The sequence below is a fragment of the Lentzea xerophila genome (assembly GCF_051094245.1).
GTDB lineage: Bacteria > Actinomycetota > Actinomycetes > Mycobacteriales > Pseudonocardiaceae > Lentzea > Lentzea xerophila.
In genome coordinates, this window is the sequence record NZ_CP194934.1 from 131,928 (window position 1) to 153,711 (window position 21,784).

Consider the following 21,784-nt stretch of genomic DNA (forward strand, 5'->3'; position numbering starts at 1 on the left):
GATCGTTGCAGGTCGGGCCGCAGGGCCTCGGCTGCATGGGAATGTCGGAGTTCTACGGCGCCGGCGACGAGTCGGAGTCGATCGCGGTCATCCACCGCGCGCTGGAGCTCGGCGTCACGTTGATCGACACGGCCGACATGTACGGACCGCACGTGAACGAGGAACTGGTCGGCCGCGCGATCGCCGGCCGCCGGGACGCGGTCGTGCTGGCCACGAAGTTCGGCATCGTGCGCGAGGAGGGCGGCGGTCGCTCGATCCGCGGCGACCGCGCCTACGTGCGCGCCTCGGTCGAGGGCTCCCTGAAACGTCTCGGTGTGGACGTGATCGACCTGTACTACCTGCACCGCGTCCCGGCGGACACGCCGATCGAGGAGACCGTCGGCGCGATGGCCGAGCTGGTCACCGAAGGCAAGGTGCGGTTCCTGGGTTTGTCCGAGGCGGGCGCCGCCACGTTGCGCCGTGCCCACGCGGTGCACCCGATCACGGCGTTGCAGAGCGAGTGGTCGCTCTGGACGCGCGACCTCGAGGCCGAGATCGTCCCGACCGCACGTGAGCTCGGCATCGGACTGGTGCCTTACTCGCCGCTCGGCCGTGGCGTGCTGACCGGCCGGTTCGCCTCCCACGCCGACTTCGGCGCCGGCGACTTCCGTGCGCAGAACCCCCGGTTCGCCGGTGAGAACCTCGACGCGAACCTCCGGATGGTGGCCGCGCTGCGCGCTCTGGCGGAGGAGCGCGGCGTGACCGCCGGGCAGCTGGCGCTGGCGTGGGTGCAGCACCGCGGGCCCGACGTGGTGCCGATTCCGGGGACCAAGCGGATCAAGTACCTGGAGGAGAACGTGGCGGCGGCTGATCTGGAGCTGTCCGCCGACGATCTCGCCGCGATCGAGGCCGCGGTGCCGGCGTCGGCGGTGGTCGGAGACCGGTACCCGGACATGAGCGTGATCGGCCGCTAGAACATACGTTCGAATTATCCCCAGGGTTGTCCACAGGTTGGGGACAAGAGGCTGTGGACAACCCTGGATTTATGTGGACAACTGGGCTGCGAGGGTGGCGCCGAGCTCCCAGCACGCCTCCAGGTCGGCCTTCGACGGCTCACCCGTGACCAGCACGTGCCCGGCCACCTTCTCCCAGCCCAACCCGGTCGTGGCGGTCTCGACGCCGCGCACCGCTCCCGCGGTGTCGTTGTTGCCGTGCACGTACAACCCGAACGGCCGGCCGCGCGTGGAGTCGAGACACGGGTAGTAGACGGTGTCGAAGAAGTGCTTCAACGCGCCGCTCATGTAGCCGAGGTTCGCCGGCGTTCCCAGCAGGTAGCCGTCGGCTTCGAGGACATCCACAGCGGTTGTGGACAACGCGGCCCGGCGGACGACCTCGACACCCTCGATCTCGGGGGTGGACGCGCCGGAGACCACGGCCTCGAACATCGCCTGGACGGCGGGCGACGGGGTGTGGTGGACGATCAACAACCTGGACACGTCGAGCAACATAACGCCCGTGACCCGTGCCTCCTACGACATCGTCGCCGCCGACTACGCCCGCCTCATCCCGGACGCCCACGACGGCCGCCCGCTCGACGCCGCCATCATGCGCGCGTTCGCCGAGCTCACCGAGGGACCGGTGGGCGACCTGGGCTGCGGCACCGGCCGCATCACCGGGCACCTGCACGAGCTCGGCCTCGACACGTTCGGCGTCGACCTGTCGGACGGAATGCTCGAACAGGCGCGAAAGCTGTACCCGCACCTCAAGTTCACCCAGGGCGACATCACGAAGCTGGACCTCGCGGACGACAGCCTCGGCGGCGCGGTCGTCTGGTACTCGACGGTCCACATGCCGGCGAGCGACGTGCCGTGGCAGGAGTTCCACCGGGTCGTCAAACCCGGCGGGTACCTGTTGCACGCCTTCAAGCTGGGTAACCAGAAGAAGCACCTCGGCCACGCGTACGGCCACGACGTGGACCTCGACGTGCACTGGCACGACATCGACGAGACCGTGAGCAACGCGACCGGAGCCGGCTTCAACGAAGTGGCCCGGCTGCAACGTCAGAGGGGTCAGGACGAAGGGGGGCCGCAGGCGTTCTTGTTGCTCCGGAAACGGAACCCCGCAGCCTGAAGCACGTCTAGAAGGGTGTACACAGGAGGGACCATGAAGACCACCGCCCTAATGACCACCAGTCCCCGTCAGCGTCGCATCACCTGGGGTTTCGGCCTTGCGATCGGCATCGGGATGATCGGCATCGGCCCCCTCTTCGCGTCGTTGTGGCCGGGGTTCGACCACAGCCCGTGGGACGTCAACACGATGTTGTTCGGACTCGGCGTGGGGCTTTGCGCGATCGCGTACATCTTCGGGCGGATCGCCGTCGCGGCGGTCACCGAGGGTCGCCGCAGCGCGGTGACCCCGCCGACCAGAAGGGCGTACCTCGTGGCCGGCGGGGGCTTCGCTCTCGCCGCGCTGTGCCTGGCGATCGCCCTGACGACTAGCTGACCAGCTCGGTCACCCGTTCACGCAACCGCGCCAGCTTGGCCGTACCGGACGCACGGGCGGACTCCAGTCCGTCCGTGACCGGTTCGACGACCTCCAGGTACGCCTTGAGCTTCGGCTCGGTGCCGGACGGGCGCACGATCACGCGCACGCCGTCCGCCGTCCAGCGCAGCACGTCCGCGCCGGGCAGCAGGTCTTCCGAGGTGAAGTCGGACGGCGGCACCGCGCGCAGCCGCGCCATCGTCGCGCCGATCAGGCTCAGATCGGTGTACCGCAGGGAGACCTGGTCGGTCAGGTGCAGGCCGTGGTCCACGGCGAGCTGGTCCAGCGCGTCCAGCAACGTGCGGCCCGAGGCCTTCAGGCCGGCGGCCAGGTCCGCGGCGACGACGGCGGCCGAGATGCCGTCCTTGTCGGCGACGTGCTGGGGATCGACGCAGTTGCCGAGCGCCTCCTCGTAGGCGAACACCAGGCCTTCGCCCGCCCGCGCCAGCCACTTGAAGCCCGTCAGCGTCTCCGCGTACCGGGCACCGTGCGCGGCGGCGATCGACTTCAGCAGTGAGGACGACACGATCGTCGTCGCCACCAACGGGTCCGTGGACTCGGTGGTCGACAACACCAGCGAGCCGAGCAGCACACCCGTCTCGTCACCGCGCAGCATCCGCCACCTGTCACCGTCCCGGACACCCAGCGCGCACCGGTCCGCGTCCGGGTCGAGCGCGATGGCCAGGTCCGCGTTCACCGACGCCGCGAGGGACAGCAGCTCGTCGGACGCGCCGGGTTCCTCCGGGTTCGGGAACACCACGGTCGGGAAGTCCGGGTCCGGCACCGCCTGCGACCGCACCACGTGCACGTCGGTGAAACCCGCGCGCCGCAACGCTTCCACGGCGAACGCGCCACCGACGCCGTGCATCGGCGTCAGCGCGATCTTCAACGACCGCGCCTGACCGGTCGGCAGCGCGGCCACCCGCTCCAGGTAGGCGTCGACCTCGGCGTCGGACACCGTCGCGTACGAGGCGGATCGAGGCACCGACACCGCCGCCGGAACGGCCTCGATCGCCTTCTCGATCTCACCGTCCGACGGCGGCACGATCTGCGAACCACCGGCCAGGTAGAGCTTGTAGCCGTTGTCCGCAGGCGGGTTGTGCGACGCGGTGATCTGGATCCCCGCCACGGCCCCATGTGCGCGCACCAGGAACGCCAGCACCGGCGTCGGCAACGGCTCCGGCAGCACCCGCACGTCGAAGCCCGCCGCCGCCATCACCTCGGCGGCGGCCGTGGCGAACTCCTCCGAGCCGTGCCGCGCGTCGCGGCCGACGAACACCACGCCGGAGGGGTTGCCGAGCCACGACGCCAGACCTGCGGTCGTGCGGACCACGGTGGCCACGTTCATGCCGTTCGTGCCCGCCCGCACCGGTCCGCGCAGCCCGGCGGTGCCGAACGTGAGCGGTCCGGCCATGCGGTCCTCGAGGTCGGCGAGGGCGGCCGGGTCGCCGCCCATAGCTCGTGCCAGCACGCCCTGCAGCTCGGTTCGAGTCAGCTCCGACGGGTCGTCAGCGATCCACCGGAACGTCGCGTCACGCAGTGCCGGCGTCAGGCTCATGCGCGGTCCACCAGCTCACGCAGCAGCGTGCCCATGCGCTGGGCAGCGGCGGCACCGGCCTCCAGCACCTCCTGGTGGTTCAGCGGCTCGCCGGTGATGCCCGCCGCGAGGTTCGTGACCAGCGACAGGCCGAACACCTCGACGCCCTCGGCGCGCGCGGCGATCGCCTCGTGCACGGTCGACATGCCGACCAGGTCCGCGCCCAGCGTGCGCAGCATCCGGATCTCGGCGGGCGTCTCGAAGTGCGGTCCGGGCAGGCCCGCGTACACGCCCTCCTCCAGCGACGGGTCGATCTCCTGCGCGACCTTGCGCAGCCGCGGCGAGTACAGGTCCGTGAGGTCGACGAACCGCGCGCCGACCAGCGGCGACAGCGACGTCAGGTTGAGGTGGTCGGAGATCAGCACCGGCTGCCCGACCGACATGCCCTGCCGCAGGCCACCGGCCGCGTTGGTCAGCACGACCGTCGACACGCCCGTGGCGGCGATGGTGCGCACGCCGTGCACGACCTTCTGGACGCCCTTGCCCTCGTAGCCGTGGGTGCGGCCGAGGACGATGAGGACCTTCTTGCCACCGACCTCGACGGAACGGATGGTGCCGCCGTGGCCGAGCGCGGTCGGCGCCTCGAAGCCCGTCAGCTCGCCCACACCGATCTCGGTGACCGGCTCGCCGATCACGTCGGCGGCGGGTCGCCAGCCGGAGCCGAGCACGATGGCGATGTCGTGCTTCGCGTTGCCGGTGCGGCTCTGGATCTCTTCCGCGGCCTTGCCGGCCAGCTCTTCTGGAGTCACCGCGAGAGCTTAAACCGGGGCGAACGTGGAGGCGATCGCGTCGAAGAGACGGACCCTGGCCTCGTCCTCCTGCTCGGTGGGCACCACGACCTCGACCACCCACAGGTCGTTGCCGTAGGGGAGCACGCGGGAGAAGTGCGACCTGCGCAACGCGTTGGGTTCGTTGCCCTCGACCGTCTTGTAGATGAACTGGATGCTGTCCTCGCTGCGCGGTCCCGCGAGGTCCGGCGTCGGCACCTTGTCGCCGCCGAAGAACCGGCCAGGCCACCGCGCCTGCACACCGGCGATGTACGCCTTGATGTCGCGCTTCGGGTAGTACTCGGGGAAGCGCTGCACCGCGACCTCATACGCGCCGCTGCCCGACACGAAGTGCACCACCGCCGAGGCCGGCAGCCGCGCGTCGGAGGCCCGTTGCTCGGAGTAGACCGACCAGCTCTGGTCGACGTTCAGCGTGAACTTCCCGCCCCGGTCGCCGTTGGCCAGCACGGCCGACGCGGTGCGCGGCTGCAGGCTCGCCGACGTGGGCAGGGTCGGCAGCAGGGTGGCCAGGGTCTGCTCGGCCGGCGGCAGCAGCGTCGCGCCCGCGGCCAGCCGGGTCAGCGCGAACCCGCCACCCGAGCCCGCCACGAACAGCAGAACCGCCGCGACCAGCACGAACGTCGAGGCGAGCGGTCCCCGTCGAGGCTGGGACCCCATCGGCTTGGTCACCAGGAAGGGCAGCGGGCCGGGGTCATCGGCCAGCGGCGCGTCCGGCTCGATCCTGGGCTTCGGGCGCACCACCACCGGCAACGGCACCGACTCGCGGACCTCGAACGCGTCCGTGCCCGGCTCCGGCAGCAGCGGGTAGACCTGCTTGCGCACGTCGACGAGCGACAGCCGTCCGGCCGGCTCCTTGCACATCAACCCGCTGATCACCGGCGCGAGCCGGCCCGCGCCCGCCGGCACCGGCACGTCGCCGTTGATCACCGCGTTGATCGTCTGCATGACGTTCTTGCCGACGTACGGCGGCTCGCCCGCCATCGCGGCCCACATCGTCGCGCCGAGCGACCACCTGTCCGCGGCCTCCGACACGTCACCGCCCTGCGCCACCTCGGGTGCGATGTACGCGGGCGTGCCGAGCGTGATGCCGCGCGCCGTCATGGTGGCCTCGGCGACGTTGCGCGCGATGCCGAAGTCCGTGAGCTTGACCCGGCCGTCGTCCGCGATCAGCACGTTGCCGGGCTTCACGTCCCGGTGCGTGATGCCGGCCCGGTGCGCCGCCGCCAGCGCCGCCGCGACAGCGTCCAGCACCGCCGCGCCCTGCTTCTCGGTGAGGCAGCCCTGCTCCTGCAGCACCTCGCCGAGGCTGCGGGACGGCACGAGCTCCATCACCACGTACGGGTCGCCGTCGTGCTGCACGACGTCGTAGAGCGTGACCAGGTTCGGGTGGGACAGCGCGGCGACGGCCCGCGCCTCGCGCATGGTCCGTTCACGCAGCTGGGCGGCCTCGGCGTCGGGCATGCCGGGGGTGTGGAGGATGCCCTTCACGGCGACCTGCCTGCCCAGCACCTCGTCGTGCGCGGCCCACACGGTGCCCATCGAGCCCTGACCGAGCACGTGCAGCAACCGGTACCGGTCCGCGATCAGGCGCTTCAGGTCACCTTTGTCCACGACTCGATTGTTCCTGACAGACTGACTGCATCGTTAACGGCGGTGAACCTCACATAGCCGTGCCGGTACCAGTCGGTAACACTGCAACGCATGATGGAGTTGGCCTTGCCCGCCGAATTCCGCTCGAACGAGTTCCCCGCGGCGACGCGGGAACAGTGGCGTGAACTGGTCGACGCCGTCCTCCGCAAGACCGGCGCGAGCTACGAGTCGCTGGTCACGAAGACGTACGACGGCATCGAGCTCCAGCCGCTGTACACGCTCGACGACGCGCTGCCCGTCCCGTACGCCCTGGTGCCCGCCAAGCAGGGCTGGGACGTCCGCCAGCGCCACGCCGTGCCCGACCCGGTCGCCCTGATGAACGACCTGGAGGGCGGCGTCACCTCGTTGTGGCTGGCCCTGCCCGCGTCGTCGCTCGAACGAGTGCTGGACGGCGTCCACCTCGACCTCGCACCGATCGTGCTCGACGGCTCGGTGGACGCGGCCCGCGCGATGCTGCGGATCTACGACCAGGCACCGGTGCTGGCCGCGGAAGTGCGCGGCAACCTCGCCCTCGTGCCGTTCGGCGAGGCCCTCGACGTGATCAGGCAGGCCCGCGCGGAGTTCCCCTCGCTGCGAACCGTGGTGGTGGACGCGCTGCCGTTCCACGACGCGGGCGGCTCGGACTCCGAGGAGCTGGGCGCCTCTCTCGCGCTGGCCGTCTCGTACCTGCGCGCTCTGACCGATGCGGGACTCGGAGTCGCGGAGGCCTTCGCACAGCTGGAGTTCCGCTACGCCGCGACGGCCGACCAGTTCATGACCATCGCGAAGCTCCGCGCCGCCCGCCGCCTGTGGGCGCGCGTCGCCGAGGTCTCGGGTGTCTCGGGTGTTGACGCCGTGCAGCTCCAGCACGCGGTGACGTCATCGGCGATGATGACCCGCCGCGACCCGTGGGTGAACATGCTGCGCACCACGGTGGCGTGCCTGGCCGCCGGTCTCGGCGGCGCCGACTCGGTGACGGTGCAGCCGTTCGACGCGGCCATCGGGCTGCCGGACGAGTTCGCGCGGCGGGTCGCGCGCAACACGCAGAACCTGCTGCTGGAGGAGTCGCACCTCGGTGAGGTGATCGACCCGGCGGCCGGGTCCTGGTACGTGGAGAAGCTGACCGACGCGCTGGCCGTCGAGGCGTGGGCCTGGTTCCAGGAGATCGAACGGGCGGGCGGCATCGGCGAGGCGGGGACGCTGGTCGCTGACCGGATCGCCGCGACGTGGGCGGCCCGGTCGGCTCGGCTGGCGGACCGTAGTGACCCGATCACCGGGGTGAGCGAGTTCCCGAACCTCGGCGAGAAACCGGTCGTCCGCGAGCCCGCTCCCGCCTCCGTCGCTGTGTCCGGCGCTTCCGTGCCCGGCGCTGCCGTCCCCGCACCCGGCGTGCCTGACGCGACCGTGTCCGCCCCCGCCCCCGCCCCCGCGGAGCCTGTCGCCGCTGCGCCCGCCGCCGCCTCCGGCGAACCCGCCGCCTCCGGCGAACCCGCCGCCGAGCTCGCCGCGGTCCCCGCCCCCGGAATCGATTCCGATTCGCAGGCCCCCTGGGGGGAAGCACCCCCCACTCCAAGTTTCTCAAGCAGGTCCGACAATTTCGGGCTGCCAAGGGTCCGCTACGCCCAGGCCTTCGAGGAGCTGCGCGACCTCGCCGACGCCCAGCCCGAACGCCCGCAGGTCTTCCTCGCCACCCTCGGCCCCGTGGCCGCCCACACGGCCCGCGCCACCTTCGCCGCGAACCTCTTCAACGCCGGCGGCTTCGCCACCCCGAACGCGGGCCCGACGAAGACGGCCGAGGAAGTGGCGCACAAGTTCAGGGAGTCCGGAGCGAGGGTCGCGGTCGTCTGCGGCAGCGACACCAGCTACGCCGACCTGGCCGTCGAAACCGTCGAAGCACTGCGCAAAGCCGGCGCCGAACGGGTACTCCTGGCGGGCAAGAAGAGTGACGCGGAAGTCGACGGCTTCGTCCACCTCGGCTGCCCCGCGCTGGAAATCCTCAGCAGCACCTTCGAATTCCTCGCCATCGACAAATCCAAGGGAGTGGAGCGATGATCCCCAACTTCGCGGACATCGACCTCGGCCCGCTCCCGCAGGCGAAGTACGAGACCGACCTGCCGCCGTGGGAGACGCCGGAGGGCATCGCGGTCAAGCCGGTTTACGGCCCGTCGGACACCGACGGTCTCGACTTCCTGCGGACCTACCCCGGCATCGCGCCGTTCCTGCGTGGCCCGTACCCGACGATGTACGTCAACCAGCCGTGGACCGTGCGCCAGTACGCCGGCTTCTCCACGGCCGAGGAGTCGAACGCCTTCTACCGCCGCAACCTCGCGGCAGGGCAGAAGGGCCTGAGTGTCGCGTTCGACCTGGCCACGCACCGCGGCTACGACTCGGACCACCCGCGGGTGGCCGGTGACGTCGGCATGGCGGGCGTCGCGATCGACTCGATCTACGACATGCGCACGCTGTTCGACGGCATTCCGCTGGACAAGATGTCCGTGTCGATGACGATGAACGGCGCGGTGCTGCCGATCCTGGCCCTGTTCGTCGTGGCGGCGGAGGAGCAGGGGGTGAAGCCGGAGCAGCTCATGGGGACCATCCAGAACGACATCCTCAAGGAGTTCATGGTCCGCAACACCTACATCTACCCGCCGCGGCCGTCGATGCGGATCATCTCCGACATCTTCAGCTACACGTCCCAGCACATGCCGAAGTTCAACTCCATCTCGATCTCCGGCTACCACATGCAGGAGGCCGGGGCGACGGCCGACCTGGAGCTGGCCTACACGCTCGCGGACGGCGTCGAGTACCTCCGTGCGGGCCAGGAGGCCGGGCTGGACGTGGACGCGTTCGCGCCGCGGCTGAGCTTCTTCTGGGCGATCGGCATGAACTACTTCATGGAGATCGCCAAGATGCGGGCCGCGCGCCTGCTGTGGGCGAAGCTCGTGCGGACGTTCGAGCCGAAGTCCCCCAAATCCCTGTCCTTGCGGACGCACTGCCAGACGTCCGGCTGGTCGCTCACCGCGCAGGACGTGTTCAACAACGTCGCGCGCACGTGCGTCGAGGCGATGGCCGCGACGCAGGGGCACACGCAGTCGTTGCACACCAACGCACTCGACGAGGCGCTCGCCCTGCCGACCGACTTCTCCGCGCGCATCGCCCGCAACACGCAGTTGTTGTTGCAGCAGGAGTCCGGCACCACGCGCGTGATCGACCCGTGGGGCGGCAGCGCGTACGTCGAGCGGCTCACGGCAGAGCTCGCCGCCAAGGCGTGGGAGCACATCGACGAGGTCGAGAAGGCCGGCGGCATGGCCCGCGCGATCGACGAGGGCCTTCCCAAGCTGCGCATCGAGGAGGCGGCCGCCCGCACGCAGGCGCGGATCGACTCCGGACGGCAGCCCGTCATCGGCGTCAACAAGTACCTTGTGGACACCGACGAGCAGATCGAGGTCCTCAAGGTCGACAACGCCGGCGTGCGCGCCCAGCAGCTCGAGAAGCTGCGCAGGCTGAGGGAGGAGCGCGACCAGTCCGCAGTGGACAGTGCGCTCGACGCGCTCACGAACGCCGCTCAGCACAACGGCAACCTGTTGGAACTGGCGATCAACGCGGCCCGCGCGAAGGCCACGGTCGGTGAGATCTCCGAGGCGCTCGGCAAGGTCTGGGGGCGGCACAGCGCGCAGATCCGCACCATTTCCGGTGTCTACCGGCAGGAGGTCGGCTCAGTGTCCAACGTGGACGCCTGCCGCGAGGTCGTCGAGACGTTCGCGGCCGAGGAGGGTCGCCGGCCGCGCATCCTCGTCGCCAAGATGGGGCAGGACGGGCACGACCGGGGCCAGAAGGTGATCGCCACGGCGTTCGCGGACCTCGGCTTCGACGTCGACGTCGGCCCGCTGTTCCAGACGCCGGACGAGGTCGCGCGCCAGGCCGTCGAGGCCGACGTGCACATCGTCGGCGTGTCCTCGCTGGCCGCTGGTCACCTCACGCTGGTGCCGGCACTGCGTGAAGCGCTCGCCGGGCTCGGCCGCGAGGACATCATGATCGTCGTCGGTGGCGTGATCCCGCCGCAGGACTTCGACGAGCTGTACGCGGCGGGCGCGGCGGCGATCTTCCCGCCCGGCACCGTGATCGCGGACGCGGCCAAGGACCTGCTGGTGAAGCTGGCGGACCAGCTCGGGCACCATGCCTAGGGTGATCGACGTCGCCGAGTACGCGAAGGGCGTCCTCGACGGCAACCGGGGCGTGCTGGCGAGGGCCATCACGCTCGTCGAGTCGACCCGCGCCGACCACCGGGCCAAGGCCCAGGAGCTGCTGATCGAGCTGCTGCCCAAGTCGGGCGACGCGATCCGGGTCGGCATCACCGGCGTGCCCGGCGTGGGCAAGTCGACGTTCATCGACGCCCTCGGCACCACGCTGACCGAGAGGGGCCACCGGGTCGCGGTGCTTGCCGTCGACCCGTCCTCGACGCGCACCGGCGGCAGCATCCTGGGCGACAAGACGCGCATGCAGCGGCTGTCGGTGAACCAGAACGCGTTCATCCGGCCCTCACCGACGTCCGGCACGCTCGGCGGCGTCGCGCAGGCCACCCGCGAGACGATCGTGCTGGTCGAGGCCGCGGGCTTCGACGTCGTGCTGGTCGAGACGGTCGGTGTGGGGCAGTCGGAGGTGGCCGTCGCGAACATGACGGACTGCTCGCTGTTCCTGACCCTCGCGCGCACCGGTGACCAGCTGCAGGGCATCAAGAAGGGCATCCTGGAGCTCGCGGACGTCATCGCGGTCAACAAGGCCGACGGCGAGCACGAGCTGGACGCCCGCAAGGCCGCTCGCGAACTCGCCGGAGCCCTCAAGCTGCTGCGCCCGCCGGACGCGCTGTGGCACCCGCCGGTGCTCACGTGCTCGGGCCTCACCGGAACCGGTCTCGACGAGCTGTGGTCCCGAGTGCTGGAACATCGGTCCACCCTGACCGACGCCGGGGAACTGGACGAACGCCGTCGCCGCCAGCAGGTCGACTGGACCTGGATGATGGTCCACGACGAACTGTGGCGGCAGGTGCGCGAGAGCGCCGCTGTGCGCGCGTTGGCGCCGTCTCTGGAGGAGAAGGTCCGCACCGGAGAGCTCACCGCGACGCTGGCGGCCGAGCAGATCCTGAAGGCGTTCCAATCGGACTCTCGGTAGGCGCTTAACTAGTTTGGGTGACCTTCGAACGTGGTATTCGAGGTAGAGTTCAGGCCATGTCGAGGTTGCTGCTGGCCTGCGTGTTCGCGCTGATGAGCGTTCTCGGGACTGCCGGGGTGGCGTCCGCGCAAGAGGCGGCGAACGCGCCGGTGGAGGCCGCGCAGCAGACCACGGTGAACCCGGCTCCGACCGTGAACGCCCCGCAGGAGCCGTCGCCTGAAGCTCGTGAGGAGACCAAGCGCAAGCTGTGGATCGGGGGCATCGCCCTGGTCCTGTTCGCGCTGGTCTACTACCGCAACAAGAAGCGGTGGGCGAAGTGGCGCAAGGAGCGGGCGGCGAAGAAGGGCTAGCCCGGCGGTCGTCCGGTTGAGACGCTACGTTCCACATGCTGGAACGTAATAGTCAAAATTAAGCGTGTCTCCCGACCATTTGCGTCATCGTTGATCGGTCAGACCGAAACTCGCTCGCCGCTTGGCGCAGCGCTGCGACCGGCCGTCCGGTTGATCATCATCAGCGCGCCGCGTCCCACAGGTGGTGATGCAGGATGGTGGCCAATGGGTACCGACTTGAAGATCAGCACACGCTCGACCGTCGAGCGGTACTCGGACGCGCTGCTGGACCTGTCGCACTCGATCCACGCCGAGCCTGAGCTGGCCTTCGCCGAGCACCGCAGCGTCGAGAAGATCACCTCCCTGCTCGCCCGCGAGGGTTTCAAGATCGATCGCGGGGTGGCGGAGCTCGACACCGCGTTCGTCGCGACGTACGGCGACGGTGAGCTGGTGCTGGGGCTTTGTGCCGAGTACGACGCCCTGCCCGAGGTCGGGCACGCGTGCGGGCACAACGTCATCGCCGCCGCGTCCGTCGGAACGGCGCTCGCTCTGCGTGATCTCGCCGATCGGCTGGGTATCACCGTCAAGGTGATCGGAACTCCGGCGGAAGAGGTCGGCGGCGGCAAGGTGCTCATGCTGGAACGGGGCGTGTTCGACGACGTCTCGTTCTCCATGATGGTTCATCCCGCGCCGTACGAGTCGTGCGCCGCGAAGTCGCTGGCCATCACCGATCTCGAGGTGCACTACAAGGGCAGGCCGTCGCACGCGGCCGCCGCCCCGCACCTGGGCGTCAACGCCGCGGACGCGGTGACGATCGCGCAGATGTCGATCAGCCTGCTGCGGCAGCACTTCGAGCCCGGTCAGATGGTCAGCGGCATCGTCACCAACGGCGGTACCGTGCCGAACGTAATACCCGCCCGCGCATCGGCGATGTTCGATGTGAGGGCGGAGAACCTGGAATCGTTGCAGCGCCTGGAGAACCGAATCCGGGACTGCTTCTCGGCCGGCGCGCTCGCGACCGGCTGCACCCATGAGGTGGTGCAGGTCTCACCGATCTACGCCGAGCTGACTCCCGACCCGTGGCTCGCGGACGCCTACCGGCGTGCGGCCACCGAGCTGGGACGACGACCGCTCTCGCCCGAGCAGGAACAGCGAGAGAAGATCGGGAGCACCGACATGGGCAACGTCACCAGAGTGTTGCCCGCCATCCACCCGACCATCGCAATCGACTGCGGAGACGCGGTGAACCACCAACTAGAGTTCGCGACCGCCTGTGCCTCGGCGTCGGCCGACCGTGCGGTGCTCGAAGGAGCACTCGCCATGGCCTGGACGACGATCGCGACAGCCACCGATTCCCGGCAGCGCGCACGGCTGCTGGCCCGCGGAGGTGCGGCATGACGGTTCTGGACTCCCGGCCTTCGGGCTCCTCAACTGTGAAGACGTCTCCTGAGATGCTTGTCGACCCCACCGGGGTGAGCATGTCTGGTGTGGATGATCTCGGAGAGGGCCGCGGCCCCGCCTGGCTCGACGACTGGCTGAAGGCGCACGCCGCCGACGTCGTCGCCTGGCGCCGCCACATCCACGCCAACCCCGAGCTGTCCCGGCGCGAGTACAACACCACCGAGCTCGTGGCGAAGCTGCTGCGCGAGGTCGGCCTCAAGCCGCGCGTCCTGCCCGGCGGCACGGGCCTGATCTGCGACATCGGCAGCGGCCCCCGCTGCGTGGCATTGCGCGCCGACATGGACGCCCTGCCGCTGCCGGAGAACACCGGCCTGCCGTTCTCGTCCACTGTGGACGGTGTGTCGCACGCGTGCGGCCACGACGCCCACACGACGGTCCTGATCGGTACGGCGCTCGCGCTCGCGTCGGCGACCGAGCTGCCCGGCCGCGTCCGCCTGGTGTTCCAGCCGGCGGAGGAGGTCATGCCCGGCGGTGCGCTCGACGTGCTGGCCGCGGGCGGGCTCGACGGCGTGGAACGGATCTTCGGCCTGCACTGCGACCCGCGCCTGCAAGTCGGCCGCATCGGCACGCGCATCGGCGCCATCACGTCGGCCTCCGACCTGCTGGAGGTGCGCCTGTCCTCGCCGGGCGGTCACACCTCGCGCCCGCACCTGACCGCGGACCTCGTGCACGCGCTCGGCACGGTCATCACCGGCCTGCCGACGATGCTGTCGCGCCGCGTCGACCCCCGTTCCGGCACCGTGCTGGTGTGGGGCGCGGTGCACGCGGGTGAGGCGCCGAACGCCGTGCCGCAGGACGGCCTGGTGCGCGGCACGCTGCGCACCGGCGACCGCGACATCTGGGCCGAGCTGGAGCCGTTGGTCAAGGACCTGGTCACGGGTCTGCTGGCCCCCACCGGCGTCGGCTTCGACCTGCACCACCGCCGCGGCGTGCCGCCGGTGGTGAACGAGCGCGAGTCCACCCAGATCCTGCGCGCCGGCATCGAGGCCGCACTGGGCGACGACGCGCTGGCCGGCACCGAGCAGTCCTCCGGCGGCGAGGACTTCGGCTGGTACCTCGAGCACGTGCCCGGCTCGTTCGCGCGCCTGGGCGTCTGGAACGGCCAGGAGAAGCAGCGCGACCTGCACCAGCCGACGTTCGACCTGGACGAGCGCGCGCTCCTGGTGGGCGTCCGCGTCATGGTCCACACGGCGCTGGCCGCTCTGGCCTGATCGGTCTGCACAAGAGTCTGGCGGGGCACCGGCTGGTGCCCCGCCAGACGTGTTCGCAGGCTCGTTAGCTGACCGGTTCTTCCAGCTGGGGACGGGCCTCCGGCGCCGAGGCCCGCACCGCGTCCGCCGCCTCGTCGTCCGGCTGGGTCTGCGACGTGCGTTCGGCCTCGACGCGCGCGTTGTAGACCTCGACCTCCCGCTTGATCGTGTCCTCGTCCCAGCCGAGTACCGGCGCGATCAGCCGCGCGACCGCCTCCGACGAGTCGACGCCGCGGTGGGCGTACTCGATGGAGATGCGGGTGCGCCGCGTCAGCACGTCCTCCAGGTGCATCGCGCCCTCGTGCGACGCCGCGTACACCGCCTCGACCTGCAGGTAGTCCGGAGAGGCCGGAATCGGCTTGAGCAGCTCCGGGTTGCCCGAGGCCATGGACAGCACCTCGTGCACCAGCGAGCCGTAGCGGTCCAGCAGGTGCCGCACGCGGTACGGGTGCAGCCCGTGCTTGGCCGCCAGCTGGTCGGCCTGGTTCACCAGCGCGTGGTAGCCGTCGGCGCCGACCAGCGGCACCTTGTCGGTGATGGACGGCTGGATACGGCCGGGCAGGTCGACGTGCGCCGCGTCGACGGCGTCCGCGCCCATCACCCGGTACGTCGTGTACTTGCCGCCCGCGATCGCGACGAGCCCCGGGGCGACGCGAGCGACCGCGTGTTCGCGCGAGAGCTTCGACGTCGAGTCGGACTCGCCCGCCAGCAACGGCCGAAGGCCCGCGTAGACGCCCTCGATGTCGGCGTGCGTCAACGGAGTCGCGAGCACCGAGTTGACGTGTTCGAGGATGTAGTCGATGTCGTGCTTGGTGGCGGCCGGGTGCGCCAGGTCGAGGTTCCAGTCGGTGTCCGTGGTGCCGACGATCCAGTGGTTGCGCCACGGGATCACGAACAGCACGGACTTCTCGGTGCGCAGGATCATCCCGGCCTCGGCGACGATCCGGTCGCGCGGAACGACGATGTGCACGCCCTTCGACGCCCGCACCCGGAAACGGCCGCGCGAGCCCGAAAGCCGCTGCAGCTCGTCCGTCCAGACGCCGGTCGCGTTGATCACCGCGTGCGCCCGGACGTCGACCTCGCGCCCGTCCTCCACGTCCCGCACGCGCACGCCGGACACGCGGTCCGCCTCCCGCAGGAACCCGACCACCTGGGTCGACGTGCGCACCACGGCGCCGTAGTGGGCGGCGGTGCGGCCGACCATCATCGTGTGCCGGGCGTCGTCGGCCTGGGCGTCGTAGTAACGGATTCCGCCGATCAACGCGTCGCGCTTCAACGCCGGAACCAGCCGCAGCGCGCCCGCCCGGCTCAGGTGCTTCTGCCCCGGAACGGACCGGGCGCCGCCCATCGTGTCGTAGAGGAACAGGCCGGCCGCCGTGTACGGGCGTTCCCACCCGCGGTTGCTCAGCGGATAGAGGAAGGCGACGGGCTTCACCAGGTGCGGCGCGATCCGCGTCAGCATCAGCTCCCGCTCGCGCAGTGCCTCGCGGACCAGACCGAACTCCAGCTGCTCCAGGTACCGCAGGCCGCCGTGGAAGAGCTTGGAGGACCGGCTGGACGTGCCGGACGCCAGATCGCGGGCCTCCACGAGCGCCACCCGCAGGCCTCGCGTGGCGGCGTCCAGTGCCGCGCCGACGCCGACGACACCACCGCCGATCACCACGAGGTCGAACGTCTCCGCCCCCAGCCGCTGCCACGACTCCTCGCGCTCGGCGGGGCCCAGCCTGCCGGTGATCGGCGGGGCCGTGGGGGTTTGCTGTGCTGCAGCTGCGTTGTTTCGCGTGGCCACGACAGGCGCCTCCCTGTGACGACTCGCGGATCACGTTACCTGCAGCAACCCCCTTCCGCCCACGGACGACGGGCGCGGGTCCCCACCGTCCCGATACGGTCCGGGCAGGCGCACCCGGCATGGACAACTGATCGACACGGTAATAGCGTCCGAGCACGTTGTAGGCGGGCGGCGCGGCCCTGACCTCGGGTTTGCGCGCTCTCCTCAAGCCGCAAGCGCAAGGAGGTCGGCAGTGGGCGCAGGCTCGATCTTCGTCTGGGAGATGCTGGGGACAGCGGTCCTCATCCTCCTGGGCACCGGTGTCGTCGCGAACCAGGTGCTCAAGAACACGCTCGGCAACAGCACGGGCTTCCTGTTCGTCAACGTCGGCTGGGCCTTCGCGGTCTTCGCCGGCGCGAGCATCGCCAACCCGAGCGGGGCACACCTCAACCCCGCCGTGACGCTCGGTCTCGCCGTCGCGGACAAGACTCCGTGGGGCGACGTTCCCGTCTACGTCCTCGGTCAGATGGTCGGCGCCATCCTTGGCGCGATGCTCTGCTGGGCGACCTACAAGCTGCAGTTCGACACGCACGACGAACCGCAGAACACTCTCGGCATCTTCTCCACCGGCCCGACCGTGCCGAACAAGCCGTGGAATCTCGTCACCGAGATCATCGGCACGTTCGTGCTCGTTTTCTGGATCCTGTTGTCGCCCGGCGCGAAGGAGACGGTCGACGGGGTTCCGCAGTTCGGCAACTCGGCGCTCGGCTACGCGGGTGTCGCGTTCGTCGTGCTGGTGATCGGTACGTCGCTCGGCGGCCCGACCGGCTACGCCATCAACCCGGCGCGCGACCTCGGTCCGCGCATCGCCTACGCGTTCATGATGCCGATCCGCAACAAGGGCAACGCGAACTGGAGCTACTCGTGGGTCCCCGTCGCGGGCCCGCTCGTGGGTGGCGCGCTCGCCGCGTTGCTCTTTCTGGTTCTCCCGGTCTGAAAGGACTCCTCGCATGACGCAGTACGTGGCCGCGATCGACCAGGGCACCACGTCGACCCGTTGCATGATCTTCGACCACTCGGGTCGGGTGGTGTCGGTCGACCAGAAGGAGCACGAGCAGATCTTCCCCAGGGCGGGATGGGTCGAGCACGACCCGAAGGAGGTCTGGCAGAACGCCCGCCAGGTCGCCGCGGGCGCGCTCGCCAAGGCCGATCTGTCCACTGCGGACATCGCCGCCGTCGGCATCACCAACCAGCGCGAGACCGCGCTGGTGTGGGACCGCAACACCGGTGAGCCCGTCTACAACGCCATCGTGTGGCAGGACACGCGCACCGACAAGATCGTCCAGGAGCTGGGTGCGCTGGGCGGCGGGCAGGAGCGCTACCGCCAGAAGGTCGGGCTGCCCCTGGCCACCTACTTCTCCGGGCCCAAGGTCCGCTGGATCCTCGACAACGTCGAGGGCGCGCGGGAGAAGGCCGAGGCCGGCGACCTGCTGTTCGGCAACATGGACACGTGGGTGCTGTGGAACATGACGGGCGGCACCAACGGCGGTGTGCACGTCACCGACCCGACGAACGCGTCGCGGACCATGTTGATGGACCTCGACACGCTGCAGTGGGACTCCTCGATCGCCGCCGACATGGGCATTCCGATGTCGATGCTGCCGGAGATCCGTTCCTCGTCGGAGGTCTACGGCCAGGTGCGCGAACGCGGCGCGCTGGCCGGTGTGCCGATCGCCGGCATCCTCGGCGACCAGCAGGCGGCGACGTTCGGTCAGGCCTGCCTCTCGCCCGGCGAGGCCAAGAACACCTACGGCACCGGCAACTTCATGCTGCTCAACACCGGCACCGAGAAGGTGATGAGCGAGAACGGGTTGCTCACCACCATCTGCTACAAGATCGGCCAGGCCGCCCCGGTCTACGCCCTGGAGGGCTCGATCGCGGTCACCGGCTCGCTGGTGCAGTGGTTGCGCGACAACCTCGGCATGATCTCGAGTGCGGCCGAGATCGAGGAGCACGCGCGGTCCGTGGAGGACAACGGCGGCGCGTACTTCGTGCCCGCGTTCTCCGGCCTGTTCGCGCCGTACTGGCGTTCCGACGCGCGTGGCGCGATCGTGGGGCTCACGAGGTTCGTCAACAAGGGCCACCTCGCGCGTGCCGTGCTGGAGGCGACCGCCTTCCAGACGCGGGAGGTGCTCGACGCGATGAACGCCGACTCGGGCGTCGACCTGACCGCGCTGAAGGTCGACGGCGGCATGGTCGTGAACGAGCTGCTGATGCAGTTCCAGGCGGACATCCTCGGCGTTCCGGTGATCAGGCCGGTCGTCGCCGAGACCACCGCGCTGGGCGCCGCCTACGCGGCCGGTCTCGCGGTCGGGTTCTGGGAGACCGAGGACGACATCCGCGACAACTGGGCGCAGGACAAGCAGTGGGAGCCGCGGATGGACGAGTCCCGCCGTGCCTCCGAGTACGCCAACTGGAAGAAGGCCGTCTCGAAGACCTTCGACTGGGTCGAGGACTGAGTTCGATTGCCGCTGCTCCGCAGACGGCGGCGAGTTCGCCTTCAAGTCGGTCGTCCGGCCGAGCGGTTGACCGGACGACCGACGTGAACTCGCGGTCGTTCAGGGGTTGGGGGCCGCGTGCACGATCACGTTGTCGCGGGTGCCGCACGTGATCAGCCGCAGCCCCTGCTCGTCCTTGTCCCGCGCGACGGCCTCCGCGAAGAAGTCGTCGCGGATGATCCTCTCGGTGCGCGTCACCGTGAAGCGGGCGAGCGAACCGTCCTTCTTGGACACTTCGAGCACGTCGCCCTGCTGCAGGTCGTTGAGGCGGTAGAAGACACCGGGGGCCTTGTTGCTCTCGATCCGGCCGACGATGATCCACTGCTTCGGTTGCGTTTGGTACCAACCGGCCTGCATGCCCTCGTTGGCCGGCGGCATCTGGACCACGCCCTGCGGGTCGAGGCCGAGCGCGACCAACGACGACCGCACGCCGATCCGCTCGATCCGCAGCTCCATCGGATCGGAGTCGCCGAGCGGTGACACCACCGGCGGCGGAGCGCTCTCGCTCGTCGCCGCCGACGGTTTCGGTGCCGGTCCTTGCGAACAGGCGGTGGCCAGCGCCACGCACAGCACCGAGATCAAGACACGAGTCCGCACGATCCCATTGACGCACATCTCGTGGGTCAGTTGCGCGTCCAATCAAGGCTGAATCGAAATGTGATCATCGTTGTGTCCGCAGGCATCGACCACGGCCCGTCCACTGTGGACGTCCGGTGTCGGCGGTGGCGCGGTTCGGACTGCTCAGTCGAGGTCGTCGTGCCGCATGAGCTGGCGGCCGGCCTCGGTGATCGAACCCGAGAGCGACGGGTACACCGAGAACGTCGTCGCGAGGTGCTCGACGGTGAGCTGGTTCTGCACGGCCAGCGCGATCGGCAGGATGAGCTCGCTCGCGTTCGGCGCCACGACGACGCCGCCGATGACCACACCGGTCGCCGGGCGGCAGAACAGCTTCACGAAGCCGCGGCGCAGACCCTCCATCTTGGCGCGGGGGTTCGTGGCGAGCGGCAGCATGATCGTGCGGGCCGGCACCTCGCCCGAGTCGATCGCCTGCTGGCTGATGCCGACGCTCGCGATCTCGGGGTTGGTGAAGACGTTCGCGGCGACGGTCTTGAGCTTGATCGGGCTGACGCCCTCGCCCAGTGCGTGCCACATCGCGATGCGGCCCTGCATGGCGGCCACGGACGCGAGCAGCAGCACACCGGTGCAGTCGCCGGCCGCGTAGACGCCGCTGACGTTGGTCCGGCTCACCCGGTCGACCGGGATGTACCCGCCGCGCCCGAGCTCGATGCCGATCTTGTCGAGGCCGATGTCGTTCGTGTTCGGCACCGACCCGACCGTCATCAGGGCGTGCGATGCCTCGATCGTGCGACCGTCTTCCAGGTGGATCAGGACGCCGTCGCCGGTGTTCTCGACCCGGTCCGCGCGGGCGTGCTTGACGACGGCCGTGCCGCGCTCGGCGAACACGTCCTCGAGCACGGCGGCCGCGTCGGCGTCCTCGTGGGGGAGCACCCGGTCCCGGCTGGAGACCATCGTCACCTTCACGCCCATCTCGGTGTAGGCGCTGGCGAACTCGACACCGGTGACGCCGGAACCGATCACCGCGAGGTGTTCGGGCAGCTCAGGCAGGTCGTAGATCTGCCGCCAGGTGAGGACCCGCTTGCCGTCGGGCTCCGCACCCTGCAACACGCGCGGGGTGGCGCCCGTTGCGATGAGCACCACATCGGCGCTGAGGGTCTCCTCGGAGCCGTCCGCGCCGATCGCCACGACCAGGTGCTGGGCGAGCCCGCGGGAGTCGTCGGCGAACTTCGCGCGGCCGTTGATCAGCCGCACGCCCTCGCGCTGCAACCGTGCCCGCACGTCCGCGGACTGGGCCAGCGCGAGGCCCTTCACCCGTCCGTGGACCACCGGAAGGTCGACCGCCGCCTGCTCGTTGTGGGTCTGAATGCCCAGCTCACCGGCATTGCGGAAGGCACTGCGAGCCCCCGCGGAAGCGATGAAGGTCTTCGACGGAACGCAGTCGTACAACACGCACGCGCCACCGGCCCCGTCGTTCTCGACCACGGTCACGTCGGCGCCGTGCTGGGCCGCGACCAGGGCTGCCTCGTAACCTGCGGGTCCGCCGCCCATGATGACGATGCGGGTCACGATCAGTTCCCTTCTGCGTGCTTGCTGGCCGGCACAACCGTACGCGTTGGCAGAAACCGGCGTGTCGTCAGTACCGAAAGCTGATCGCCGTGTCGCTACGCTGTCGGACGTGCCGCTCTATGCCGCGTACGGGTCGAACATGGATCCGAACCAGATGATGGAGCGAGCCCCGTACTCCCCGCTCGCGGGGACCGGCTGGCTCGTCGGTTGGCGCATGACGTTCGGTGGCGAGGACCTCGGTTGGGAGGGCGCCCTCGCGACGATCGTCGAGGAGCCAGACCACCAGACGTTCTGCGTGCTCTACGACGTGTCACCGCGCGACGAGTCGCGGCTGGACCGATGGGAGGGCGCGCTCGGCCTCTACAAGAAGATCCGGTTGCGCGTGCAGACGCTCGAAGGGTCCGTGGTGGCCTGGCTGTACGTGCTGGACGCCTACGAGGGCGGGCTGCCGTCGGCGCGGTACATCGGGGTGGTGGCCGACGCGGCCGAAGCCGCCGGGGCGCCGGACGACTACGTCAACGACCTGAGGACCCGGCCCTGCCAGGGCATCGGGCCCTGACCAGGGCAGTG

The 21,784-nt window shown here is 70.0% G+C and carries 19 protein-coding genes; 12 read left to right on the forward strand and 7 right to left on the reverse strand.

Annotation, left to right across the window (positions count from 1 at the left end):
• The first annotated feature begins 35 nt into the window (after positions 1–35).
• Positions 36–953, forward strand: coding sequence for an aldo/keto reductase (locus ACRSBM_RS00715; protein ID WP_434452907.1), 918 nt, complete (start codon positions 36–38; stop codon positions 951–953).
• Between the two features lie 69 nt (positions 954–1,022).
• Here the strand turns inward: ACRSBM_RS00715 and ACRSBM_RS00720 are convergent, their stop codons facing one another.
• Positions 1,023–1,475 carry a flavodoxin family protein gene (locus tag ACRSBM_RS00720; protein WP_434438616.1) on the reverse strand — a complete coding sequence of 151 codons (453 nt, stop codon included), beginning with the start codon at positions 1,473–1,475 and terminating at the stop codon, positions 1,023–1,025.
• A gap of 19 nt (positions 1,476–1,494) precedes the next feature.
• Here ACRSBM_RS00720 and ACRSBM_RS00725 point away from each other — a divergent pair, with 19 nt between their 5' ends.
• On the forward strand, positions 1,495–2,109 hold the full coding sequence (locus ACRSBM_RS00725) for a class I SAM-dependent methyltransferase (RefSeq protein WP_434438618.1): 615 nt from the start codon (positions 1,495–1,497) through the stop codon (positions 2,107–2,109).
• Positions 2,110–2,142: 33 nt separating this feature from the next.
• Positions 2,143–2,481, forward strand: coding sequence for a hypothetical protein (locus ACRSBM_RS00730; protein WP_434438620.1), 339 nt, complete (start codon positions 2,143–2,145; stop codon positions 2,479–2,481).
• On the opposite strand, the gene ACRSBM_RS00735 is transcribed toward ACRSBM_RS00730, so the two are convergent.
• From ACRSBM_RS00735 to ACRSBM_RS00745, 3 genes are read right to left on the reverse strand one after another with little or no spacing between them, the layout of a single operon-like run.
• Positions 2,474–4,078: a phospho-sugar mutase gene (locus ACRSBM_RS00735; protein WP_434438621.1), complete on the reverse strand. Its 1,605-nt coding sequence runs from the start codon at positions 4,076–4,078 to the stop codon at positions 2,474–2,476. The two genes, ACRSBM_RS00730 and ACRSBM_RS00735, sit on opposite strands and share 8 nt — an antisense overlap.
• A complete protein-coding gene (locus tag ACRSBM_RS00740) occupies positions 4,075–4,866 on the reverse strand; it encodes a purine-nucleoside phosphorylase (RefSeq protein WP_434438622.1) in 792 nt (263 codons plus the stop codon). Before ACRSBM_RS00740 ends, ACRSBM_RS00735 begins: the two co-directional genes overlap by 4 nt.
• Positions 4,867–4,875: 9 nt before the next feature.
• Positions 4,876–6,516, reverse strand: coding sequence for a serine/threonine-protein kinase (locus ACRSBM_RS00745; protein WP_434438624.1), 1,641 nt, complete (start codon positions 6,514–6,516; stop codon positions 4,876–4,878).
• Positions 6,517–6,606: 90 nt separating this feature from the next.
• On the opposite strand from ACRSBM_RS00745, the gene ACRSBM_RS00750 reads away from it, so the two are divergent.
• The 6 genes from ACRSBM_RS00750 (at position 6,607) to ACRSBM_RS00775 (ending at position 14,704) form a co-directional block, all read left to right on the forward strand.
• On the forward strand, positions 6,607–8,586 hold the full coding sequence (locus ACRSBM_RS00750) for a methylmalonyl-CoA mutase family protein (RefSeq protein WP_434438625.1): 1,980 nt from the start codon (positions 6,607–6,609) through the stop codon (positions 8,584–8,586).
• Positions 8,583–10,718 (forward strand): methylmalonyl-CoA mutase, encoded by a 2,136-nt coding sequence (scpA, locus tag ACRSBM_RS00755; RefSeq protein ID WP_434438627.1) that lies wholly within the window; start codon positions 8,583–8,585, stop codon positions 10,716–10,718. The genes ACRSBM_RS00750 and scpA overlap by 4 nt, the downstream gene beginning before the upstream one ends.
• A complete protein-coding gene (meaB, locus tag ACRSBM_RS00760) occupies positions 10,711–11,703 on the forward strand; it encodes a methylmalonyl Co-A mutase-associated GTPase MeaB (RefSeq protein ID WP_434438629.1) in 993 nt (330 codons plus the stop codon). Before scpA ends, meaB begins: the two co-directional genes overlap by 8 nt.
• Positions 11,704–11,759: 56 nt before the next feature.
• Positions 11,760–12,053 (forward strand): hypothetical protein, encoded by a 294-nt coding sequence (locus ACRSBM_RS00765; protein WP_434438631.1) that lies wholly within the window; start codon positions 11,760–11,762, stop codon positions 12,051–12,053.
• 204 nt (positions 12,054–12,257) lie between these two features.
• A complete protein-coding gene (locus ACRSBM_RS00770) occupies positions 12,258–13,430 on the forward strand; it encodes a M20 family metallopeptidase (protein WP_434438633.1) in 1,173 nt (390 codons plus the stop codon).
• The gene (locus ACRSBM_RS00775; protein WP_434438635.1) at positions 13,427–14,704 is read left to right on the forward strand and encodes a M20 family metallopeptidase; all 1,278 of its coding nucleotides are present in this window, start codon (positions 13,427–13,429) and stop codon (positions 14,702–14,704) included. The genes ACRSBM_RS00770 and ACRSBM_RS00775 overlap by 4 nt, the downstream gene beginning before the upstream one ends.
• A gap of 64 nt (positions 14,705–14,768) precedes the next feature.
• Here ACRSBM_RS00775 and ACRSBM_RS00780 read toward each other — a convergent pair whose 3' ends face one another.
• Positions 14,769–16,478, reverse strand: coding sequence for a glycerol-3-phosphate dehydrogenase/oxidase (locus tag ACRSBM_RS00780; RefSeq protein WP_434452910.1), 1,710 nt, complete (start codon positions 16,476–16,478; stop codon positions 14,769–14,771).
• A gap of 286 nt (positions 16,479–16,764) precedes the next feature.
• On the opposite strand from ACRSBM_RS00780, the gene ACRSBM_RS00785 reads away from it, so the two are divergent.
• Both ACRSBM_RS00785 and glpK read left to right on the forward strand, forming a co-directional pair.
• The gene (locus ACRSBM_RS00785) at positions 16,765–17,508 is read left to right on the forward strand and encodes an MIP/aquaporin family protein (protein ID WP_434438636.1); all 744 of its coding nucleotides are present in this window, start codon (positions 16,765–16,767) and stop codon (positions 17,506–17,508) included.
• 13 nt (positions 17,509–17,521) lie between these two features.
• Positions 17,522–19,030, forward strand: a complete 1,509-nt coding sequence (gene glpK / locus ACRSBM_RS00790) for a glycerol kinase GlpK (protein WP_434438637.1) — start codon at positions 17,522–17,524, stop codon at positions 19,028–19,030.
• Between the two features lie 99 nt (positions 19,031–19,129).
• Here glpK and ACRSBM_RS00795 read toward each other — a convergent pair whose 3' ends face one another.
• Both ACRSBM_RS00795 and ACRSBM_RS00800 read right to left on the reverse strand, forming a co-directional pair.
• Positions 19,130–19,666, reverse strand: a complete 537-nt coding sequence (locus ACRSBM_RS00795) for a sortase domain-containing protein (RefSeq protein ID WP_434438638.1) — start codon at positions 19,664–19,666, stop codon at positions 19,130–19,132.
• 144 nt (positions 19,667–19,810) lie between these two features.
• Positions 19,811–21,214: an NAD(P)H-quinone dehydrogenase gene (locus ACRSBM_RS00800; RefSeq protein ID WP_434438640.1), complete on the reverse strand. Its 1,404-nt coding sequence runs from the start codon at positions 21,212–21,214 to the stop codon at positions 19,811–19,813.
• 109 nt (positions 21,215–21,323) lie between these two features.
• On the opposite strand from ACRSBM_RS00800, the gene ACRSBM_RS00805 reads away from it, so the two are divergent.
• On the forward strand, positions 21,324–21,773 hold the full coding sequence (locus ACRSBM_RS00805) for a gamma-glutamylcyclotransferase family protein (RefSeq protein ID WP_030478530.1): 450 nt from the start codon (positions 21,324–21,326) through the stop codon (positions 21,771–21,773).
• Positions 21,774–21,784 lie beyond the last annotated feature (11 nt).

Coding starts and splice junctions, on each gene's coding strand:
- glpK (WP_434438637.1), top strand. CDS start 17,522: ATGACGCAGTACGTGGCCGCGATCGACCAGGGCACCACGTCGACCCGT.
- ACRSBM_RS00770 (WP_434438633.1), top strand. CDS start 12,258: ATGGGTACCGACTTGAAGATCAGCACACGCTCGACCGTCGAGCGGTAC.
- ACRSBM_RS00715 (WP_434452907.1), top strand. CDS start 36: ATGGGAATGTCGGAGTTCTACGGCGCCGGCGACGAGTCGGAGTCGATC.
- ACRSBM_RS00765 (WP_434438631.1), top strand. CDS start 11,760: ATGTCGAGGTTGCTGCTGGCCTGCGTGTTCGCGCTGATGAGCGTTCTC.
- ACRSBM_RS00750 (WP_434438625.1), top strand. CDS start 6,607: ATGATGGAGTTGGCCTTGCCCGCCGAATTCCGCTCGAACGAGTTCCCC.
- ACRSBM_RS00775 (WP_434438635.1), top strand. CDS start 13,427: ATGACGGTTCTGGACTCCCGGCCTTCGGGCTCCTCAACTGTGAAGACG.
- ACRSBM_RS00735 (WP_434438621.1), bottom strand. CDS start 4,078: ATGAGCCTGACGCCGGCACTGCGTGACGCGACGTTCCGGTGGATCGCT.
- ACRSBM_RS00730 (WP_434438620.1), top strand. CDS start 2,143: ATGAAGACCACCGCCCTAATGACCACCAGTCCCCGTCAGCGTCGCATC.
- scpA (WP_434438627.1), top strand. CDS start 8,583: ATGATCCCCAACTTCGCGGACATCGACCTCGGCCCGCTCCCGCAGGCG.
- meaB (WP_434438629.1), top strand. CDS start 10,711: ATGCCTAGGGTGATCGACGTCGCCGAGTACGCGAAGGGCGTCCTCGAC.